We start from the raw sequence: 17,030 nt of genomic DNA on the forward strand, positions 1-17,030 counted from the left end.
TATAAAATGAAAAATAAACTTATTATAACATCCTTGTTCCTTACTTCATTATTGAATTGGAACTGTACGGATCTAGAAGAAGAATTGTTGGACGAAACCCTTACCGGTGCCCAGGCAGAGGTCATAAGTGGAGTAATAGCCCCTGCTTACGGCCAAGTATCCTGGACCTGGAGGCATACCAATTATTATGGATTGACCCTTATTCCATCAGATGAGGCCATATTGCCCTACCGTGGTGGTTCGGATTGGTTTGATGGTGGAAAGTTCCTAGCGGCGCACAGCCATAATTTGACCCCTACCAATGACTTGGTGGCCAGTGGGTGGAACGAGCTTACCAAGAATATATCAAGGACCTTGTCAGCCATTGAGGTATTGACCCCGCTTGCGGAGGAAGGGGATACCGTGGCCACTGATGCCTTGTATGAAATGAAGGCCTTAAGGGCGTACCTGAATATGTTGTTGTTAGATGGTTGGGGCCTTGTGCTTCAAAAGGAATCTGCAGAGGAGTTATCCGTCGTGTTACGTTCACAGGAGGCCATTGACTATATTGAGGGCGAATTGCTTTCGGTCGTGGATGTGATCAATACCGATAAAGGTCCGGGCAGAATGACCCAAGCGGCCGTATGGGGCCTTTTGGCACGATTGAACCTGAATGCAGCGGTATACCGTGATCCGGCAGGCACCCCTAATTTTACACAGGAAGATATGGATCGGGTAATTACCTATACCGATAATATCATCAATTCGGGTAATTTCTCCTTGTCCGAAGAATATTTTGAACTATTCAATGATGACAACCACACCAATCCTGAGTTGATTTTTGCCCTTGACCAGCGTGGCGTTTTGGAAAGGGAGCATATGCGATGGGCGTACTGGCCAATTGCGGGGGCCATGTTCCCAAGACCGGAACACCCTAGGGCAGATGGTACGGACGGACCGGCAATTACGTCGGATTTTTATCAGACTTGGGTCGATGCCTATGGCGATGTAGATCCTGCAGAGGCCGATGCCCGTTTCTATCAACGAAACACCATAGTTCCGGAAGCACAGTTGGCAGATTTGGCCGGGCGTGAACCGCTATTGGAAACGGAAACCGAGAACAGCTACTTCTGCGTAGAGGATGTGGCCTTTGAAATGGACAGGGGAATTTTAAGAGGCATTCAATGGGGTCCTAGAAAGGATGAGGAAGGGCAGTTCCTTACCTGTGATGACGGTACCATAAAGATTTTACCGGTAAGGCAGACCAAGGGCAATAGTCCGGCCAGGGATGTGGGCTATGTGGACCATACCTTGGAAATTGACTTTAGCAACGAAGGTTCCCTGCACAATACGGGTTACAGACCGTCCAAATATCAATTTAGCCGTACTTCGCCAAACGGTAACAGTAACAGTAGTGTGGATATCGTTTTAATGCGATTGGCGGAAATTTATTTAATGCGCGCTGAGGCCAAGTTAAGAAACGGTGATAATGCCGGTGCTTTGGCAGATGTAAATACGGTAAGGACATCAAGGACCGCCCGCCCTGCACAGACGCCTGCGGCTTTAACGGCCATGGATTTGGAGGTGTTATACCGTGAACGTGGGTTTGAACTGTATTGGGAAGGTTTTAGAAGGACGGACCAAATTCGTTTTGGAACCTATGAGGATACCTGGACGGACAAAACGGATGCCGATCCTAACCACAGATTGTTCCCAATTCCACAGAGTGCTGTTGATGGGGCTTCTGGTATAGAAGGCTTCCTGGTACAGAATCCAGGGTACTAAAAAGTAGAGTATAAATAATGAATACGGCAAGCAGTCAATGCTTGTCGTATTTTGTTCTAATGAAAAATAGCAATGCGTAAATTTATTTTATTGGGTAGTGTGGTACAACTGCTTTGGTCATGTACGTCACCATCCAAGGTCGTAGACCAACAAAAGCTTCAACAAGAAGTTAAAGAAAATCAGCCGGTGAACGTTATTTTAATGATCGGTGACGGTATGGGGGTTCCACAGATATCCACTGCCTTTTATTTTAACGATCAACAGTCCAATTTTGAGCGTTTTAAACATATCGGTTTTCATAAATCATCGTCTACCAGTCATTGGATCACGGATTCCGCTGCCGGGGCAACCGCTTTTTCAATTGGTGAAAAAACGTACAAACGGGCCATAGGGGTAGACAGGGATTCCCTTCCCAAAGAAACCATTTTGGAACGACTTCAAAAAGAGGGCTATAAAACGGGACTCATCAGTCTAACATCTATCACGCACGCTACACCGGCCAGTTTTTATGCCCATGTAAAGGACCGTGACCTTCATGAGGATATTGCCAAACAATTGGTATCCGGGAATATCGATTTTATTGCTGGCGGAGGTAAAAAATTCTTCAATAAACGTCAAGACGGGGAAGATCTGTTCAAGGCGTTCTTGGACCGTGATTACCATTTGGATACCTTGTCCTTTTCCAACATGCAACGCTCAAAAAGAAATGCATTTATTATTGCGGATGACGGTTTGCCTTCCAAGATAGAAGGTAGGGGGCATTTTTTAAAGGAGGCTACCGATCGGGCACTGGACTATTTTACAGCGGGGAATGAACCTTTCTTTATGATGATAGAAGGCTCCTATATTGATTGGGGCGGTCATGCGGAAAATGATCGGATGGTGATCGAGGAGGTCAATGATTTTGATATGACCTTAGGGGTAGTATTGGACTATGTGGAGAAGCATCCAAATACGCTATTGGTCGTTACTGCTGACCATGAAACTGGCGGCGTAAGCGTGGGTAAATTTTATGAAACGGATGAGGAAACGGGCAAAAAGGTAGAGGTGCCTCAAAAAGTAGGCGTGTACTTTAATACCGACCAACATTCGGGAGAGCTCATCCCGGTTTTTGCCAAAGGTAAAGGGGCGGAAAATTTTCAGGGAATCTATGAAAATAGCGAGATTTACCATCATATTATGAAAGTCCTGCAGGGCGAGTAAGCGTTACTTTTAAAAACGAAGTCCTGGAAAACGGGCAGGACTGCTCAAACATAGAAAAACGAAATGCTGATACGAACATTATTGTCCCTCATGGTATTGTCCTTGTTCTTGGGATGTACTTCTAAGCCAGATGGCACGGCAATTAAGATAGCCTTTATGGCCGATGTGCATTTTTCAGATGTATATCCGGTTACCGATGCACTTACCGAGGAAATGGCCACCACGACCATGAACGGACAAAAAACATTGATCAGGACCATGGAGGCCCAATTGCATTCCACACGATTGTTCAATGAAAATTATTTTGCCTTTATAGCGGCGCTGGACGATGCCGTATCCAGGGGCGTAAAACTCATTGCCCTACCCGGGGATTTTAGTGATGACGGTCAGCCATTGCATATTAAGGGGCTTAAAACCATTATGGACCGGTACGCACGGGAACATGGGGTTTCCTTTTTTGTTATCAATGGCAACCATGACCCAACCCGACCTTTTGGAAAGGAAGGTGGGGAATCGGATTTTTTGGGGAAGGACGGCACATCACGGCCTTTGATCAGTACCTTGGAAAATAGGAAACCATCCGTAAAGGAATTTCAGGGAATGGTGTTGGCAGATATCAAGGAGTGGGGCTATGAAGGTATTGTGACGGAGCTGCGCGACTTTGGCTTTTTTCCCAAAAAGGAATACCTGTTTTGGTCCACCCCCTTTGCGGAATATTCCTATGGGGACTATCGGTATTCTTTGGCACAAACGGCTTCGGAACTAAAAAATCGCACCTATGTATGTAAGGAAGCGGCCATGCCCATGCCAGATGTCAGTTATGTGGTAGAACCGGTAAACGGACTTTGGCTTTTGGCCCTGGATGCCAGTGTGTACCTTCCCAAAAAAGATGGACAAGGATTTCATGGCGCCGGTATTGGCTATAATGAGGTTATTAAATACAAAAGGCACCTGATCGACTGGACGGAAAAAGTAATGCAGGATGCCCAGCGCTTGGGGAAAACGGTCATTGCCTTTAGCCATTATCCCATGGTCGATTTTAATGACGGGGCCTCTGCGGAAATAAAGGCATTGTTCGGGGAATCTTCCTTTCAGGCGCATAGAATTCCGTCGGAGCAGGTGGGGAACACCTTTGCCAATATTGGGCTCAAGGTGCATGTGGGCGGTCATATGCATGTTAACGATACGGGGATCATTACCACCCCTCAAGGCAATACCTTGACCAATATACAAACACCCTCCCTGGCGGCCTATGCCCCCGGGTATAAACTTATTACGGTAACCGGTAACCAAGAGATGCGGTTAGAGACCATTCGTATGGATGAGGTTCCGGGGTTCAATACATTTTTTGAGCTGTACCAAAAGGAACATGAATTTTTACGAACCCATTTTCCCGAAAAAGAATGGAACAAGGACATCTTATCCGCTACCTCATATGCTGAGTTTACAAAGGCCCATTTAGCGGGTCTGGTCTCCATGCGCTTCTTGCAGGAAGATTGGCCTACCTCCCTAAAAGAACAAATTTTGGATCATAACCTTTGGCAAATCCTGCAACGTGCGGCGGGGATATCGGATACGGAAATGGTGACCACGGAGAAAAAAATAGCCATGACCAAGCTACAGGAACTCATGGCACACCACGAACTTACCACGGCGCAACTGACCCAATGGACAGGGCTGGACCTTATCACCGATTTCTACCGGATAAAGAATGCGGACCAATTGGCGCTAACGGATATTCCCGCACCCCGACTAAAAGCCTATGCATTGTTGCGGCAAGTACTCCATGAAAATACCTCTAATTCATCGTTGATGGAACTGCAACGGTTCATGCAAATTTTTGATAAGCAATTACATGGGGAACCTGCGGTAGATTTTAGGGTGGAGTAGTTTATATAGATTGATGCAGGATTTGTTAAATGTTTAAAAAAGTGATATAAAATTATAATTAATACAAAAAAATATTAATTTCTTGTAAATGGATTATTGTTGACCTTAGATAATGCCGATGTTACCTTATTCGTGGCTAGAGCTGGGGTTACGGAAAAATCGGTCTTGGAAGAGGCAAATGAACTTAACCGTCGTGATAAGTTGAAGAACATGGCCTTTGTATTGAACGATGCCAAAATCGATGCTAAGAAAACGTATTCCTACGCCTACAAGGAAAAGGCATAAACTGGGTGTGTTAAATTGTAATCGGTTCCCTATTCACTAATACGACATAAACCCAAATGAACGGTGTAAAAACAATATCGGTTGCGCTCTTTCTTTTCTCTATACTAGGATCGGCGCAGGAAGCACAGCATCCCAATGTATTTTTAATAACTTTAGACGGGGTACGCTGGCAAGATGTGTTTACGGGTATGGATACTGCCTTGTTTAATAGTAGTTACACCGAGCACAAGGAAGAACTTGCACAACAGTTTGTGGGGAGTACAAATGAAGAAAGTCGGGAAAAAATCATGCCTTTTTTTTGGAATACCATTGCCCAACACGGTCAGCTGTATGGCAATAGAAATAAAGGGAGCAAGGTAGACCTGACCAATACAATGCTGTTTTCCTATCCGGGGTATAATGAGATTTTAACGGGTAGGGCAGATGACGCCCATATTGATAGTAACGATAAAAACTATAATACGAACATAACGGTATTGGAGTTGGCAAATAGCCAAGAGAAGTATACAGGAAAGGTCGCTGCCTTTGCCAGTTGGGACGTCTTTCCGTTTATCATTAATGACAAAAGAAGTGGGGTGCCCGTAAATGCTGGGTACATGAACGCTAAGGGAGCTTTAAGCGAAAGGGAGCAATTCTTAAATGAAATGCAACGCCAAGCCCCGGTTATTTGGGAAAGTGTGCGGTTAGATGTATTTACCCACCATTTTGCCAAGGAGTATGTAAAAAAGAACCATCCCAAACTGGTGTATATAGCATATGGGGAAACCGATGATTTTGCACACGGCGGATTATTTGATATGTACATGAAGGCCCTACATAACACCGATGCCCTAATCGCGGATTTATGGCAATACGTACAGCAAGACGACTTTTATAAGGACAATACCTATTTTATAATTACCACGGACCACGGCAGGGGAGAAGGTGTACGTGAACATGCAAAATGGACCGACCATGGCAAAGAAGTACAAGGAGCGGAACATACATGGTTGGCCATATTGGGACCTAAGGTAAAACCAGTGGGGGAAACCGATAATGTACAGCTGTTCACTGACCAAATTGTACCCACCATTAGTAAACTATTACATTTAAAATGGGACACAAAAAGGATTACCGCAAAGCCGCTACTTCTGGAATAAAAAAGAGTTTACAATAAACAGTACGAATTTCCGAGTCTGGAACGTGTAGGTCTTAAACCCACATAAACTTTTCAGCCTTAATACACAATACTATCCGATGAGATGACCGGGAGCGTATAATTGCCATACTCCACGGCTGTTTTTCCATGGTTCATATATTCAGTACCTGTTTTATGATGCTCAGGATTGAACAAAACTACTTTTTCCAAAGCCTTAAATTCAGTGAGGACGGAAAGATATTCCTCCTTAAAATTGGTGTAGGAAAGGTTGATGCTTTTTAAATATTGAAGTGATTTCAATTGTTCCAGCTGGCTCCCGGTTAGTTGGGTATGATCTAATTGTACCCGTGTAAGATTGGGCAACTTGGCAAGCGCTGTACATATGTCATCGGTTATTTGGGTGCCGCCAAGGTCCAATAGGGCAATTTGAGGAGCGATGGCATTTAAATAAGGGGCATCGGCATTGGTAAACGTGGGCAAGTTAAGTGCCGATACTTTTAGGTAATTCGTTCGCTCACTGATCGGGGCCACGTGCAATCCAAAATTCTTTACATAGTGGATACTGTCCGTAGCGGCAGCGGCTATTTCGGTTGGGGGATAGTCCATTACCTCGGATTTCGGGAAATAAGGTGCAAAAAGCGATTTGGGTAATTTCAGCTCCCCTATGGTCGTAGTGAACGGATGTCCTTTCGCAATCCACGTTTCTACCAATTTAATGGCTTCCTTGCTCGGTTGACGTTTGCCATCGGGCGGCATGTGCCGGTCATTGGATTTGGGCAGTTCCATCCGTAGAAAAAGGTCGCTCTTCTCTGGATGATGTGCCGTCAGTACCGGTCCGTTTTCCCCACTGGTAAGGATGCTTTCCTCAGAATGCAATAACAACTCCCCCTTTGCCTTTTTAGGGTTGTGGCAGCTTACACAGTTATTGTTGAGAATAGGGGCAATAACATCGGTATAGAACACCGCTGATTCCCAATCCGTTTCCGAAAGTACAATTTCCTTTTCCTCAAAGACCGGATATCCCAAGGCCGCTTTAAGGGTATTGGGCAATGGCTCTACCAAATAGTCCTCCCCGTGGGTAATGTTGCCGCCTTGGTGACCGGTAAAGGATATCAGCACAAAAAGTAATCCCGAGATAACCAAAACGGGAATTTTTTGAAGCATAGCGGCAAATGAAACTGTAGCTAATCTGGCCCACAGTATAAAACAGCACAGGGCGGTAGCAATCCCGGACCATAAATGGATTTTAACGGAATTGAACGAATAGCCTTCGCCCAGATATTGTAGATATCCGGTAATACAGGCCAATACGGCCACATACGCTCCCCAAAGGTAAATGAGGGATATGACCTTGGTAAATTCTTTCTTTTTGCGATCTACAAACTGCAAGAGCAATCCCGCAATGATAAAACCAATGGGCAAATGCACGACAAGGGGGTGCAGTCTTCCTAAAAGTTGTTTTAAAATATCCATGCGTATATAGGGCTATTCAATGGTTAACCGTTCTTTGATCACCTTCACCATATACAGATTGGCTTTCCACTGGTCCGCTACGGGTACTTGGGTATAGGGCAAAGTAGGCATATAGCCGGCAGGGCCAAATTCTGTGGTTAGGGTAAAGGTATCGTGAGTTTTCCAATGGTGGCGAATAACTTTTTCCCAAATATCCAGATGTCTGTCCACGGTCTTTTTCCATTCCGGTGCTTCGGGGTCGTTGACCTGCGGTCCTTCGGCATGTCCCACCCGTGCATGCAAGTGCCCGGTACGCGGAATAATTTGGGAAAGGGCTTGCTCCTGCCGTTCCAATAGCGATTCGTGTACCACCATCCAATGGCTGATATCCAAATTTAAGCGTAAATCGGGAATTCGGTCCAAATAGGTTTGGGTGTCGGGTAGGTTAAAACTAAAGCGACCCCTATGCGTTTCATGATAAATGGGAATGTTATGTTCCTTGGCAATGGCGTTGGCAACCGCTATAAAGGCCTTGTTCTGTTCAAAGGTAAAAAAGTCGCTTCCCGTATGGCAGTTGATATATGCAGGGGACCAGGTCAACAATTTTTTTAAATGTTCGCCATAGGCACGCAAACTTTCCTCAAACGGGACGTTCTTGTTGGTGCCGTTTAAAAAGGCAACCTGTAGGTCATGACGCTGCAAGGCGGCTATTAATTGTTCCTCATCTTCCTTGTTGCTTGGAAGCCAAATTTCAATACCGTCATATCCGGCGGATTTTGTTTTTTCGCAAAACGCATCCCATGAAACCGTGCGCCCCCAATCCGTTTGAAAAAATTGTATCGATTTTGTTGACTGTCCCCAAAGGGCGTTGACGGACAATAAGATTGTCACCAGTAAAAACGTTCGTAATGCTACCATAGGGTTAGTTTTCTTTAGGCCAATATTTCTCTAATGATTTCCCCTTCCACATCGGTCAACCTAAACGGTCTACCTTGAAAATCGTACGTAAACTGTTCGTGATTAAAGCCCAGTAAATGTAAAATGGTGGCATGCACATCATGTACGGACACCCTGCCATCTACCCCGGCAAACCCAATACTGTCCGTTGTTCCGTGAGAGGCACCTTTTTTAATGCCCCCACCGGCCATCCACATGGTAAATGCATCACCATGGTGGTCACGTCCTTTAAAGCCCATGGTCTTTCCTTCCCTGTTCTCTTGCATTGGGGTTCTGCCAAACTCTCCTCCCCAGACCACTAGGGTATCCTCCAGGAGGCCGCGCTGCTTTAAATCTAGCAAAAGGGCGGTCATGGGTCGGTCTATTTCGCGGCATTTATTCTTTAGCCCCAAATCCACGGCGGTGCTTGGGTCCGTGCCATGGGCATCCCACCCCCAATCGAACAATTGTACGAAGCGAACGCCGTCCTCTACCAATTTACGCGCCAACAGACAGTTATTGGCAAAGGATTCCTTGCCCGGTTCTACGCCGTACATTTCTTTAATATGGTCCGGCTCGTTATTGATATTCATGACTTCCGGAACCGCGATCTGCATGCGGTAGGCCATTTCATATTGATTGATGCGGGCCAATATTTCCGGGTCGGCATATTTGGCATATTCCTTTTTATTGATTTCGTTGATGGCCTTGATGGTATTCTTTTTTAGGTCCCTTGAAATACCCTCAGGGTCTTCTATGTAGAGTACAGGGTCTCCTTTGGAGCGACATTGTACCCCTTGGTAAACCGAAGGCAAAAAGCCGCTGCCCCAAACACTTTTTCCGGCACTGGGGGCCTTACCGCCCGAGGTGAGGACTACAAAACCGGGTAGGTTCTGGTTTTCGGAACCAAGACCGTACGTTACCCACGAGCCTATGCTGGGCCTGCCCAAACGCGGACTGCCGGTATGCATGAACAATTGTGCGGGACCGTGGTTGAACTGATCGGTATGTACCGCTTTTAAAAAGGCCACTTCATCTACTACCTTTTTAAAATGGGGCAGGTTGTCCGATACCCAATTCCCCGATTCCCCTTCCTGTTTGAACGTGGCTTGCGGTCCCAAAAGTTTGGGCGTACCGCGAATAAAAGCGAATTTTTTGCCTTCAAGAAAGGATTGCGGACAGGCTTGATCGTTCAATTTGGCCAGTTCCGGTTTATAATCGAACATTTCCAATTGGGAGGGTGCCCCGGCCATATGCAGGTAAATGACATTTTTCACCCTTGGGGAAAATGGTGGGGGAAGGGTAGCCAAAGGGTTGAGGTCACGCTCGGTAAACCCGTTCTGTGTGCCTGTCCCTGCTTGTTGGGGCCGTAGCGGGTCGCATCCCATAAAAATGGAGCCTAAGGCCAATCCGCCCATACCCGTGGCACATTGTTTTATAAAATGTCTACGGGTCTTTGCGGCTACCTCCCGTTGTAGTTTTTCTGCTATAAGTCGTTCTACATTACTTTTCATGCGCGTACATTTTGATGTAGGGCTTAGGCCTTGGTTAAAAATTCATCTAAATTCATAATGGCATTTGCCACCACGGTCAATGCGGCAAGTTTTGGGTCCGGTTGTTCCTCAAGGCCCATAAAAACCGTGTTTTCACCAGCGGTTAAGGTAAATTCCTCCAATGCCTGGTCATAAAGTGCTTTCAATACCCGTAGGCGTTCCTCTTCTATAGGTGCACGTGTGGCTTTCTCATATGCTTTGGAAATACCGGTTTCCACGTTTTCATGCTGCATAGCTTGGGCAAAAGCATAAGCCGCCTCTACAAAAACGGGGTCGTTTAGGGTTACCAATGCCTGTAAAGGGGTATTGGTTACGGTTCTCCTAATGGTACACACCTCCCTACTACCGGCATCAAAGGTGATAAAGGACGGATAGGGGCTGGTACGTTTTAGATAGGTATATACGGCACGCCTATATTTGTCCTCGCCCTTGCTTTCTACCCATGATTCGTTACTGTAAACGGATTGCCATACGCCATCGGGCTGGGGTGGCATAACCCCGGGGCCGTACATTTTATCGCTCAATAATCCGGATACCGCCAATGCCTGGTCCCTGATCTGTTCCGCCGTAAGCCGTACCCTGGGTCCCCGGGCATAAAGGGTATTGTGCGGATCCTTTTGATATAAGGCCGGGGTGGCGATAGAACTTTGCCTGTAGGTGCCGGACAATACCATTTCCTTGATCATGGCCTTCATGCCCCAATCATGTTCATGCATAAACCGAAGCGCCAGCCAGTCTAATAACGCTGGGTGACTTGGTGGGTCGCTCTGGGTACCCATGTCCTCTAGGGACGATACGATACCCCTTCCAAAAAGCTGATGCCAAACCCTGTTCACCGTGGTACGTGCCGTTAGCGGATTTTCGGTGCTTACCAACCATCTGGAAAGACCCAGCCTGTTCCTTGGCCATGCATCGTCAAAAGGATTGAGTATGTGTGGAGTGCCCGGTTCTACGGTATCGGTCAACATTAACCAATTGCCACGTTCAAAAACTTGGGTGGTCCTGGCCATCTGTTCCTTATTCTCGATCATAATTGGCAACGTTGGCGTTTTCAAATTCAATACATTTAAAAACGCATTGCTTATTTTTTCATAACCCGGCTTGTTCTTTCCGGGAAGGTCCTTAATAAAGGCAAACCACGTAATATGACTGGTAGATACCTGTGGAGCAATGGAGTTGTTGTCCGCCTCAAAATATAGGTCCACCATGTGGTGTATGGGTTTAAATGGTATTTTTTCAATGGTATTGCCCTTGGTATTGCCCACTTTAAAGCGGGATAGGATCGCACCGTTGGCATCCTGTTCCCTAATGGTAATGGTGGTGCCTTCCATAAATCCCCTATAGTACAGGTATACCGAAGAGGCTCCTTGTGTATCTATATTTTTCATAACACAGGAACCATCGTCCCAAAGGGCCAAATATTTGGTGTCGGCGAGTTCGCCGTTCACGAAATCAGTGGCGTTATGGGCCAGGTATTTGGGTTCCATAAAGGTCAGGAAATCGGCATAGTTTCGGGCTTCTTCTTGAGAGCCATACGTTTGTACCCATTGTACGACTTCCTCTTTTTGGCGCTTTTGCGCATCAGAATAGAAACGTATTGTGGGACTCTCATCTGGTGTGTCCTCATCCCTGGTATTATTGAAAAACGCCATGGCCTTGTAGTACTCCTCATGTTTAAAGGGGTCATAGGTATGACTATGGCACTGAACACATTCCATGGTCGTGCTCTGCCAAACAGAAAATGTGGTATTGACCCGGTCCAGAACGGAAGCTACCCTGAACTCTTCATCCTCGGTACCGCCTTCATCATTATTCATGGTATTTCTGTGAAACGCGGTTGCTATCAACTGATCAACGGAGGGTTCCGGTAATAGATCGCCGGCCAATTGTTCCGTCGTAAACTGATCAAAGGGCATGTCATCGTTTAAGGCCTTGATGACCCAATCCCTGTAGCGCCACATGCTCCTTCCCTTATCTTTTTCATATCCCTTAGTATCCGCATAACGCGCCAAATCTAGCCACCAACTGGCCCATTTCTCCCCAAAACTTTGTTGCGCCAATAGTAGGTCCACCGCTTCTTCATACGTAGTCTTTCCAGATACAAATGCATTGAACAATGCATCTGAAGGAGGTAGGCCCGTAAGGTCAAGGGCCAATCGCCTAATCAATACATGGGGTTCGGCAGGTGGGTTGGGCACTAGGGTGTCATAGCTCATTTTGGCCAGAATAAACCGATCAATATCATTTTGTAGAAAATAGTTTTCACTAAATTTGACCATTGCAGCCTTTTCCGTCAAGGCAGGGACTTCCACTTTTTCCGGTAAGGTATATGCCCAATGTTCACCCCATTCCGCACCTTGTTCCACCCATTGGGTCAGTAGTTCAATTTCCTCCTTGGTCAACGGAGGTTTTTCGTAAGGCATGCGCAATTCCGGGTCGTTGGACTTTAATCGTTTTATGAATTCACTGCCACTGGCATCTCCCGGTATAATGGCAGGTTTTCCAGAGGCTGTGGCCGCAAAAGCATCTTCCTTAAAAAGTAGGCTAAAATCACCGCTCCTTTTTACGCCACCATGGCAGGTAATGCACTTATTGTTTAAAATGGGTTTTATCTGGCTACTAAAATCTATTTTCTTTGAATTGCTATTGCAGGAAAATAGGAGAGGAGCCAGGGCCGTAAAGAGGTATTTAAATAGCTTTTGTCTTGAGCGCATTGCTATTGGGAAAATTATTTAAAATATGGACGTAAAATTACTTTTGACTGCGAATTAAATACGCAATCTTAATATTAAGAATTTTTAATTAATTGTAAGTGTGAATTATACAATTAATTAGATGGAAATGAAATTTTAACAAATGAAAATAATTTCCTGTTGACCATTTACTATATGCTTAAGTTATTCATTTGCTACAATTATATTTTCCGTATTGAAATTATACGTTAAAACTTGCAGCTATTATTTTACAATGATTTAAGTGTGAATTAGTTACCGTTTGTCGAATTTTGGTAAAATCTACAACGTTATAGTGAATTTTATTGAAAAATTCATTTTTTAATACACATTTATAGTATATATTGTCAGGTACTTGTAAGTTTTATATTGTTAAATTTTTAACAAATAAATTCTATGTAATAAGAAAAATGAGTGTGCTATGAAAATTAAAACGGTTTGTATTATTGATGATGATCCTATTTGCGTGTATGGAACTAAAATTTTATTGAACCATAATAACTATTTTGGTTCGGATATTATGGTATTTGAGGACGGTTATGAAGCTTTAATAAACCTTACGTCTCTCGCAGAAAAAGGGGAAAGCATGCCGGATGTCATTTTTTTGGATTTAAATATGCCGATTATGAACGGCTGGAATTTTTTGGATGAATTTGAAAAGTTATCCTTGGAAGTTAAACCTCAAATTTTCATTGTCAGTTCCTATATAGGCGCCGATGAAATTTTACGAAGTAAAAAATATAGTACCGTACGGGACTTTATTTCAAAACCTTTACTGGCCGATACATTGATTAAAATTTATAATAGTTTAAGTACCAATTCCTCAATTGCCAGTTAGCAGTTATATTAGGCGTAGGTGCGCGTAGTAGCGCTGGCGTGAGACTCCCGTAGGCATAACGAAAAAAACCACCCTGAAGGTGGTTTTCTTTGTGGAGCCGGAGACGACCGCAGCGTCTAGAAAAGGTCTTGTAGACCTTTTTAGCGTAGGTGCGCGTAGTAGCGCTGGCGTGAGACTCCCGTAGGCATAACGAAAAAAACCACCCTGAAGGTGGTTTTCTTTGTGGAGCCGGAGGGAGTCGAACCCTCGTCCAAACAAGTAATCGCAATGCTTTCTACATACTTAGTTTCTGATTGATTTTCGACATGTACCTGACCAGAAACCGCCTAATACATGCTTATCTTCTTAAGATTTTGGTGATACCGCCAAAGCGAGCAGGTATCCTTGTGTTGACTTTTCTGGTGCTCCTATAAGAACCGCCGTCAACAAGGGCTGTTCAGGAACATCTCGCTTCCCTACCTTGTAGGGACGAGGCCAATCTTACTATAATTCAGATTAAGCGGCAAGAGCGTAATTATTTTCGCCAATTAAAAGTGTGAAAAATGAGATTAACGAGCTGTTTCCCAGCGCTCGGTATGCTTACATTCCAACTAGTCTCGCTGTCAAAACCGGTCGGCCCCAATATGTTAATGAACTTTTTTGCACCAGTGCCGGGGCGTTTCCCTTTTTTCAAAAGGGTCGGGCTTTCGACAGTACACGGTACTTGCCTCTATCCCTAACGCACACCGTCCTAGATCCATAGTCCTTGACATTTCATCCCTCTACAACAAAAAGCTGATGAAGGATTTCCTGCGGGCAGCAAAGCTAACAAAAGTTTACGAACCCCTATAATTTTTATAGCCACATAAGAACATATGTATCTAATTGCATAATTTAGTGCAATATTTATACCAAACCCCATATGAAGTTCGGAATCATAAGAGAACGTAAAAATCCGCCGGATAAACGCGTGGTACTGTCCCCAGAAGCATGTCAAAAAGTCCTGAATAAATTTCCACAGGCCCAAATTTTGGTAGAACCTTCTCCCATACGTGCCTATCCAGATGAAGCATACAAGAAAGTAGGTTTAGCCGTAACGGATAACATGCAGGAATGTGATGTACTCTTGGGTGTAAAGGAAGTGCCTATGGCCGCCCTAATTCCTGAAAAAAAGTATTTCTTCTTTTCCCATACCATTAAAAAGCAGCCCTATAACAGAAAACTGTTACGGGCCCTTTTGGAGAAAAATATAGAAATGTATGACCATGAGGTCATTACCAATACACAGGAGCAACGGGTGGTTGCATTTGGCAGATATGCCGGTATCGTAGGGGCGTATAACGGATTTAGGGCCTACGGACTAAAATATGGGGCGTTTAAATTACCGAAGGCCAATGACCTGGAAGACCAAGCCGCATTAATAGCGGAGCTCAAAAAAATACAGCTGCCCAATATCAAGGTATTGTTGACGGGTAGGGGAAGAGTAGGTAATGGTGCCCGTGAAATGTTGGACGGTATGGGTATGCGCAGGGTGAATGTTACGGAATATTTGGACAATGATTTTAATGAACCCGTATATTGCCAAATAGATGCGGGGGAATATAATAAACGAAAGGATGGCGTACGGGGCAATAAGGCCAACTTCTTTGCCCATCCAGAAGAATATAAATCCAATTTTTTTCGTTTTGCCAAGGTGACCGATTTTTATATTGCCGGTCATTTCTACGGACAGGGAGCCCCTTATTTATTTACTAGGGAAGATGCCAAACACCCTGATTTTAAAATCAAGGTCGTGGCAGATGTAAGTTGTGATATTGATGGCCCCGTGGCAACCACTATTAGACCTTCTACGATTGCAGAACCCATTTATGGGTATGACCCGATATCTGAATCCGAGGTGGATTTTAAAAATCAAGAGGCCATTGCAGTGATGGCAGTTGATAATTTACCCTGTGAACTTCCGCGAGATGCCAGCAAAGGGTTTGGTGAGGCCTTTATTAAAAATGTCATCCCGGCTTTCTTTAATGGTGACAAAGATGGGGTATTGCAACGGGCACGCATGACGCAGAACGGTAAACTTACGGAGCGTTATGCCTATTTACAGGACTACGTGGACGGTAAGGAATAGAATTCTGGCTATTCCGGGATGATCTCCCAAGAGATAATTGGTGATGTTCTGGGAGCTACAAAAGTGCCTATTGCTTTTAAGGACAAGGTTAGTCTAGGTAGTCTTTGTAACGTTTTTACCTGTAAGGTGAACGTGCCAAAAGCGGGAATTTCAAATACCGGAGAACTGCTATAGAAAGTAAAGTCCATTGCATTTTCAAATAAAAGGGAACTACTGGTGGTATTTTTCAATACAATCTGTACGATTTCCGTGTCTTCATGATAGATGGCCTCTTTCACCTTGATACTTGCTTTTAAAAGCGGAGCCAAAAATTCTTCCTTACCCACCATTAGTCCGTTATATACAGCAACGGTTCTTCCTGCAAATAGGGCTTCTTGCATACTGGACAAACTTTTCTCCTTTGCAAAAACCAAGGTAATGGGCCTATGGTTGCCTTTTTCGGTATAGTCCCAATCTATAAGTCCGTGTATGTCACTGGTACCCATAATGGTTAAATTATGTTCAAGTGCAAGTGCCAATGATTCTTGGGCGTAGTCCACGGCATTAATAACCTCTATACCATGAAGTTCACCTTTTTTAATGCGTTCTTTTTGAAAATCGCTCAAAATCGGATTTCCCTGTGGGGATTGGTTGTGCCAAGCAGGGTGGTTCCAAAACACAAAGGCATCCTGTTTTTTGGCTTCCTTGAAGGCATCTTCGGCTTTCTCCTTTAAAATTGGATTTGCATCGGTAATGAACACGGCATTGTTATGCCCCATGGGTGCGCTGCGGGTTATTTCCGAGCCGTGAACGATAATAAGATCATGTTCCTTGGCTTCTTCTATCGCAATATTGTAAGACCTGTTTCTATCAGGATGCGGAATATCTGTTGAATGTGGTTGGTATTCCAAGTGTTCCGTTAAAGAAATTGCATCTAGATTATCCCTAAGTGCTTCCATAACCCTAATATTGGGCCAGACATAACCATCGGAAAATACGGTATGGATGTGTAAATCGGTTTTTAAGCTTTTATAACCCGGTATATCCGGAAAGGAAAGGGGGCGCAAGCTTTGGTGGGTATGTTCTTGTGCAGAAATGAACAGTGAGGAACAAAGGATAAAGAGTAAGGTCTGGTACGTTTTCATACGTTGGT

The 17,030-nt window shown here is 44.6% G+C and carries 12 protein-coding genes and 1 other RNA gene; 7 read left to right on the top strand and 6 right to left on the bottom strand.

The annotated features are described in order from the left end of the window. The first annotated feature begins 6 nt into the window (after positions 1–6). From CHB68_RS03875 to CHB68_RS03895, 5 genes are all read left to right on the top strand, one after another. On the top strand, positions 7–1,764 hold the full coding sequence (locus tag CHB68_RS03875; protein WP_089259524.1) for a RagB/SusD family nutrient uptake outer membrane protein: 1,758 nt from the start codon (positions 7–9) through the stop codon (positions 1,762–1,764). A gap of 72 nt (positions 1,765–1,836) precedes the next feature. Continuing rightward, on the top strand, positions 1,837–2,967 hold the full coding sequence (locus CHB68_RS03880) for an alkaline phosphatase (protein ID WP_089259525.1): 1,131 nt from the start codon (positions 1,837–1,839) through the stop codon (positions 2,965–2,967). Between the two features lie 63 nt (positions 2,968–3,030). Next, positions 3,031–4,857, top strand: coding sequence for a metallophosphoesterase (locus CHB68_RS03885; protein WP_089259526.1), 1,827 nt, complete (start codon positions 3,031–3,033; stop codon positions 4,855–4,857). 99 nt (positions 4,858–4,956) lie between these two features. Continuing rightward, positions 4,957–5,142 (top strand): hypothetical protein, encoded by a 186-nt coding sequence (locus CHB68_RS03890; protein WP_143815167.1) that lies wholly within the window; start codon positions 4,957–4,959, stop codon positions 5,140–5,142. Positions 5,143–5,198: 56 nt separating this feature from the next. Continuing rightward, positions 5,199–6,281, top strand: a complete 1,083-nt coding sequence (locus CHB68_RS03895) for a phosphoglyceromutase (RefSeq protein ID WP_143815168.1) — start codon at positions 5,199–5,201, stop codon at positions 6,279–6,281. A 77-nt stretch (positions 6,282–6,358) separates the two neighbouring features. Here the strand turns inward: CHB68_RS03895 and CHB68_RS03900 are convergent, their stop codons facing one another. From CHB68_RS03900 to CHB68_RS03915, 4 genes are read right to left on the bottom strand one after another with little or no spacing between them, the layout of a single operon-like run. Beyond that, the gene (locus CHB68_RS03900) at positions 6,359–7,753 is read right to left on the bottom strand and encodes a c-type cytochrome domain-containing protein (protein WP_089259528.1); all 1,395 of its coding nucleotides are present in this window, start codon (positions 7,751–7,753) and stop codon (positions 6,359–6,361) included. A 12-nt stretch (positions 7,754–7,765) separates the two neighbouring features. Next, positions 7,766–8,650, bottom strand: a complete 885-nt coding sequence (locus CHB68_RS03905) for a sugar phosphate isomerase/epimerase family protein (protein WP_089259529.1) — start codon at positions 8,648–8,650, stop codon at positions 7,766–7,768. Positions 8,651–8,664: 14 nt separating this feature from the next. Next, positions 8,665–10,182 (bottom strand): DUF1501 domain-containing protein, encoded by a 1,518-nt coding sequence (locus tag CHB68_RS03910; protein ID WP_089259530.1) that lies wholly within the window; start codon positions 10,180–10,182, stop codon positions 8,665–8,667. 23 nt (positions 10,183–10,205) lie between these two features. Then, positions 10,206–12,935 carry a PSD1 and planctomycete cytochrome C domain-containing protein gene (locus tag CHB68_RS03915; RefSeq protein ID WP_089259531.1) on the bottom strand — a complete coding sequence of 910 codons (2,730 nt, stop codon included), beginning with the start codon at positions 12,933–12,935 and terminating at the stop codon, positions 10,206–10,208. 439 nt (positions 12,936–13,374) lie between these two features. Between CHB68_RS03915 and CHB68_RS03920 the strand changes: the two genes are divergently transcribed. Further along, positions 13,375–13,791 (top strand): response regulator, encoded by a 417-nt coding sequence (locus CHB68_RS03920; RefSeq protein ID WP_089259532.1) that lies wholly within the window; start codon positions 13,375–13,377, stop codon positions 13,789–13,791. Positions 13,792–14,011: 220 nt separating this feature from the next. Here CHB68_RS03920 and ssrA read toward each other — a convergent pair. Continuing rightward, positions 14,012–14,411, bottom strand: a transfer-messenger RNA (tmRNA) gene (gene ssrA / locus CHB68_RS03925). Between the two features lie 281 nt (positions 14,412–14,692). Here ssrA and CHB68_RS03930 point away from each other — a divergent pair. Continuing rightward, positions 14,693–15,898, top strand: coding sequence for an NAD(P)-dependent oxidoreductase (locus tag CHB68_RS03930; protein WP_089259533.1), 1,206 nt, complete (start codon positions 14,693–14,695; stop codon positions 15,896–15,898). Between the two features lie 8 nt (positions 15,899–15,906). Here CHB68_RS03930 and CHB68_RS03935 read toward each other — a convergent pair whose 3' ends face one another. Then, positions 15,907–17,022, bottom strand: a complete 1,116-nt coding sequence (locus tag CHB68_RS03935; protein WP_089259534.1) for an Sb-PDE family phosphodiesterase — start codon at positions 17,020–17,022, stop codon at positions 15,907–15,909. Positions 17,023–17,030 lie beyond the last annotated feature (8 nt).

The organism is Maribacter sedimenticola, from assembly GCF_900188415.1.
Lineage (GTDB): Bacteria > Bacteroidota > Bacteroidia > Flavobacteriales > Flavobacteriaceae > Maribacter > Maribacter sedimenticola.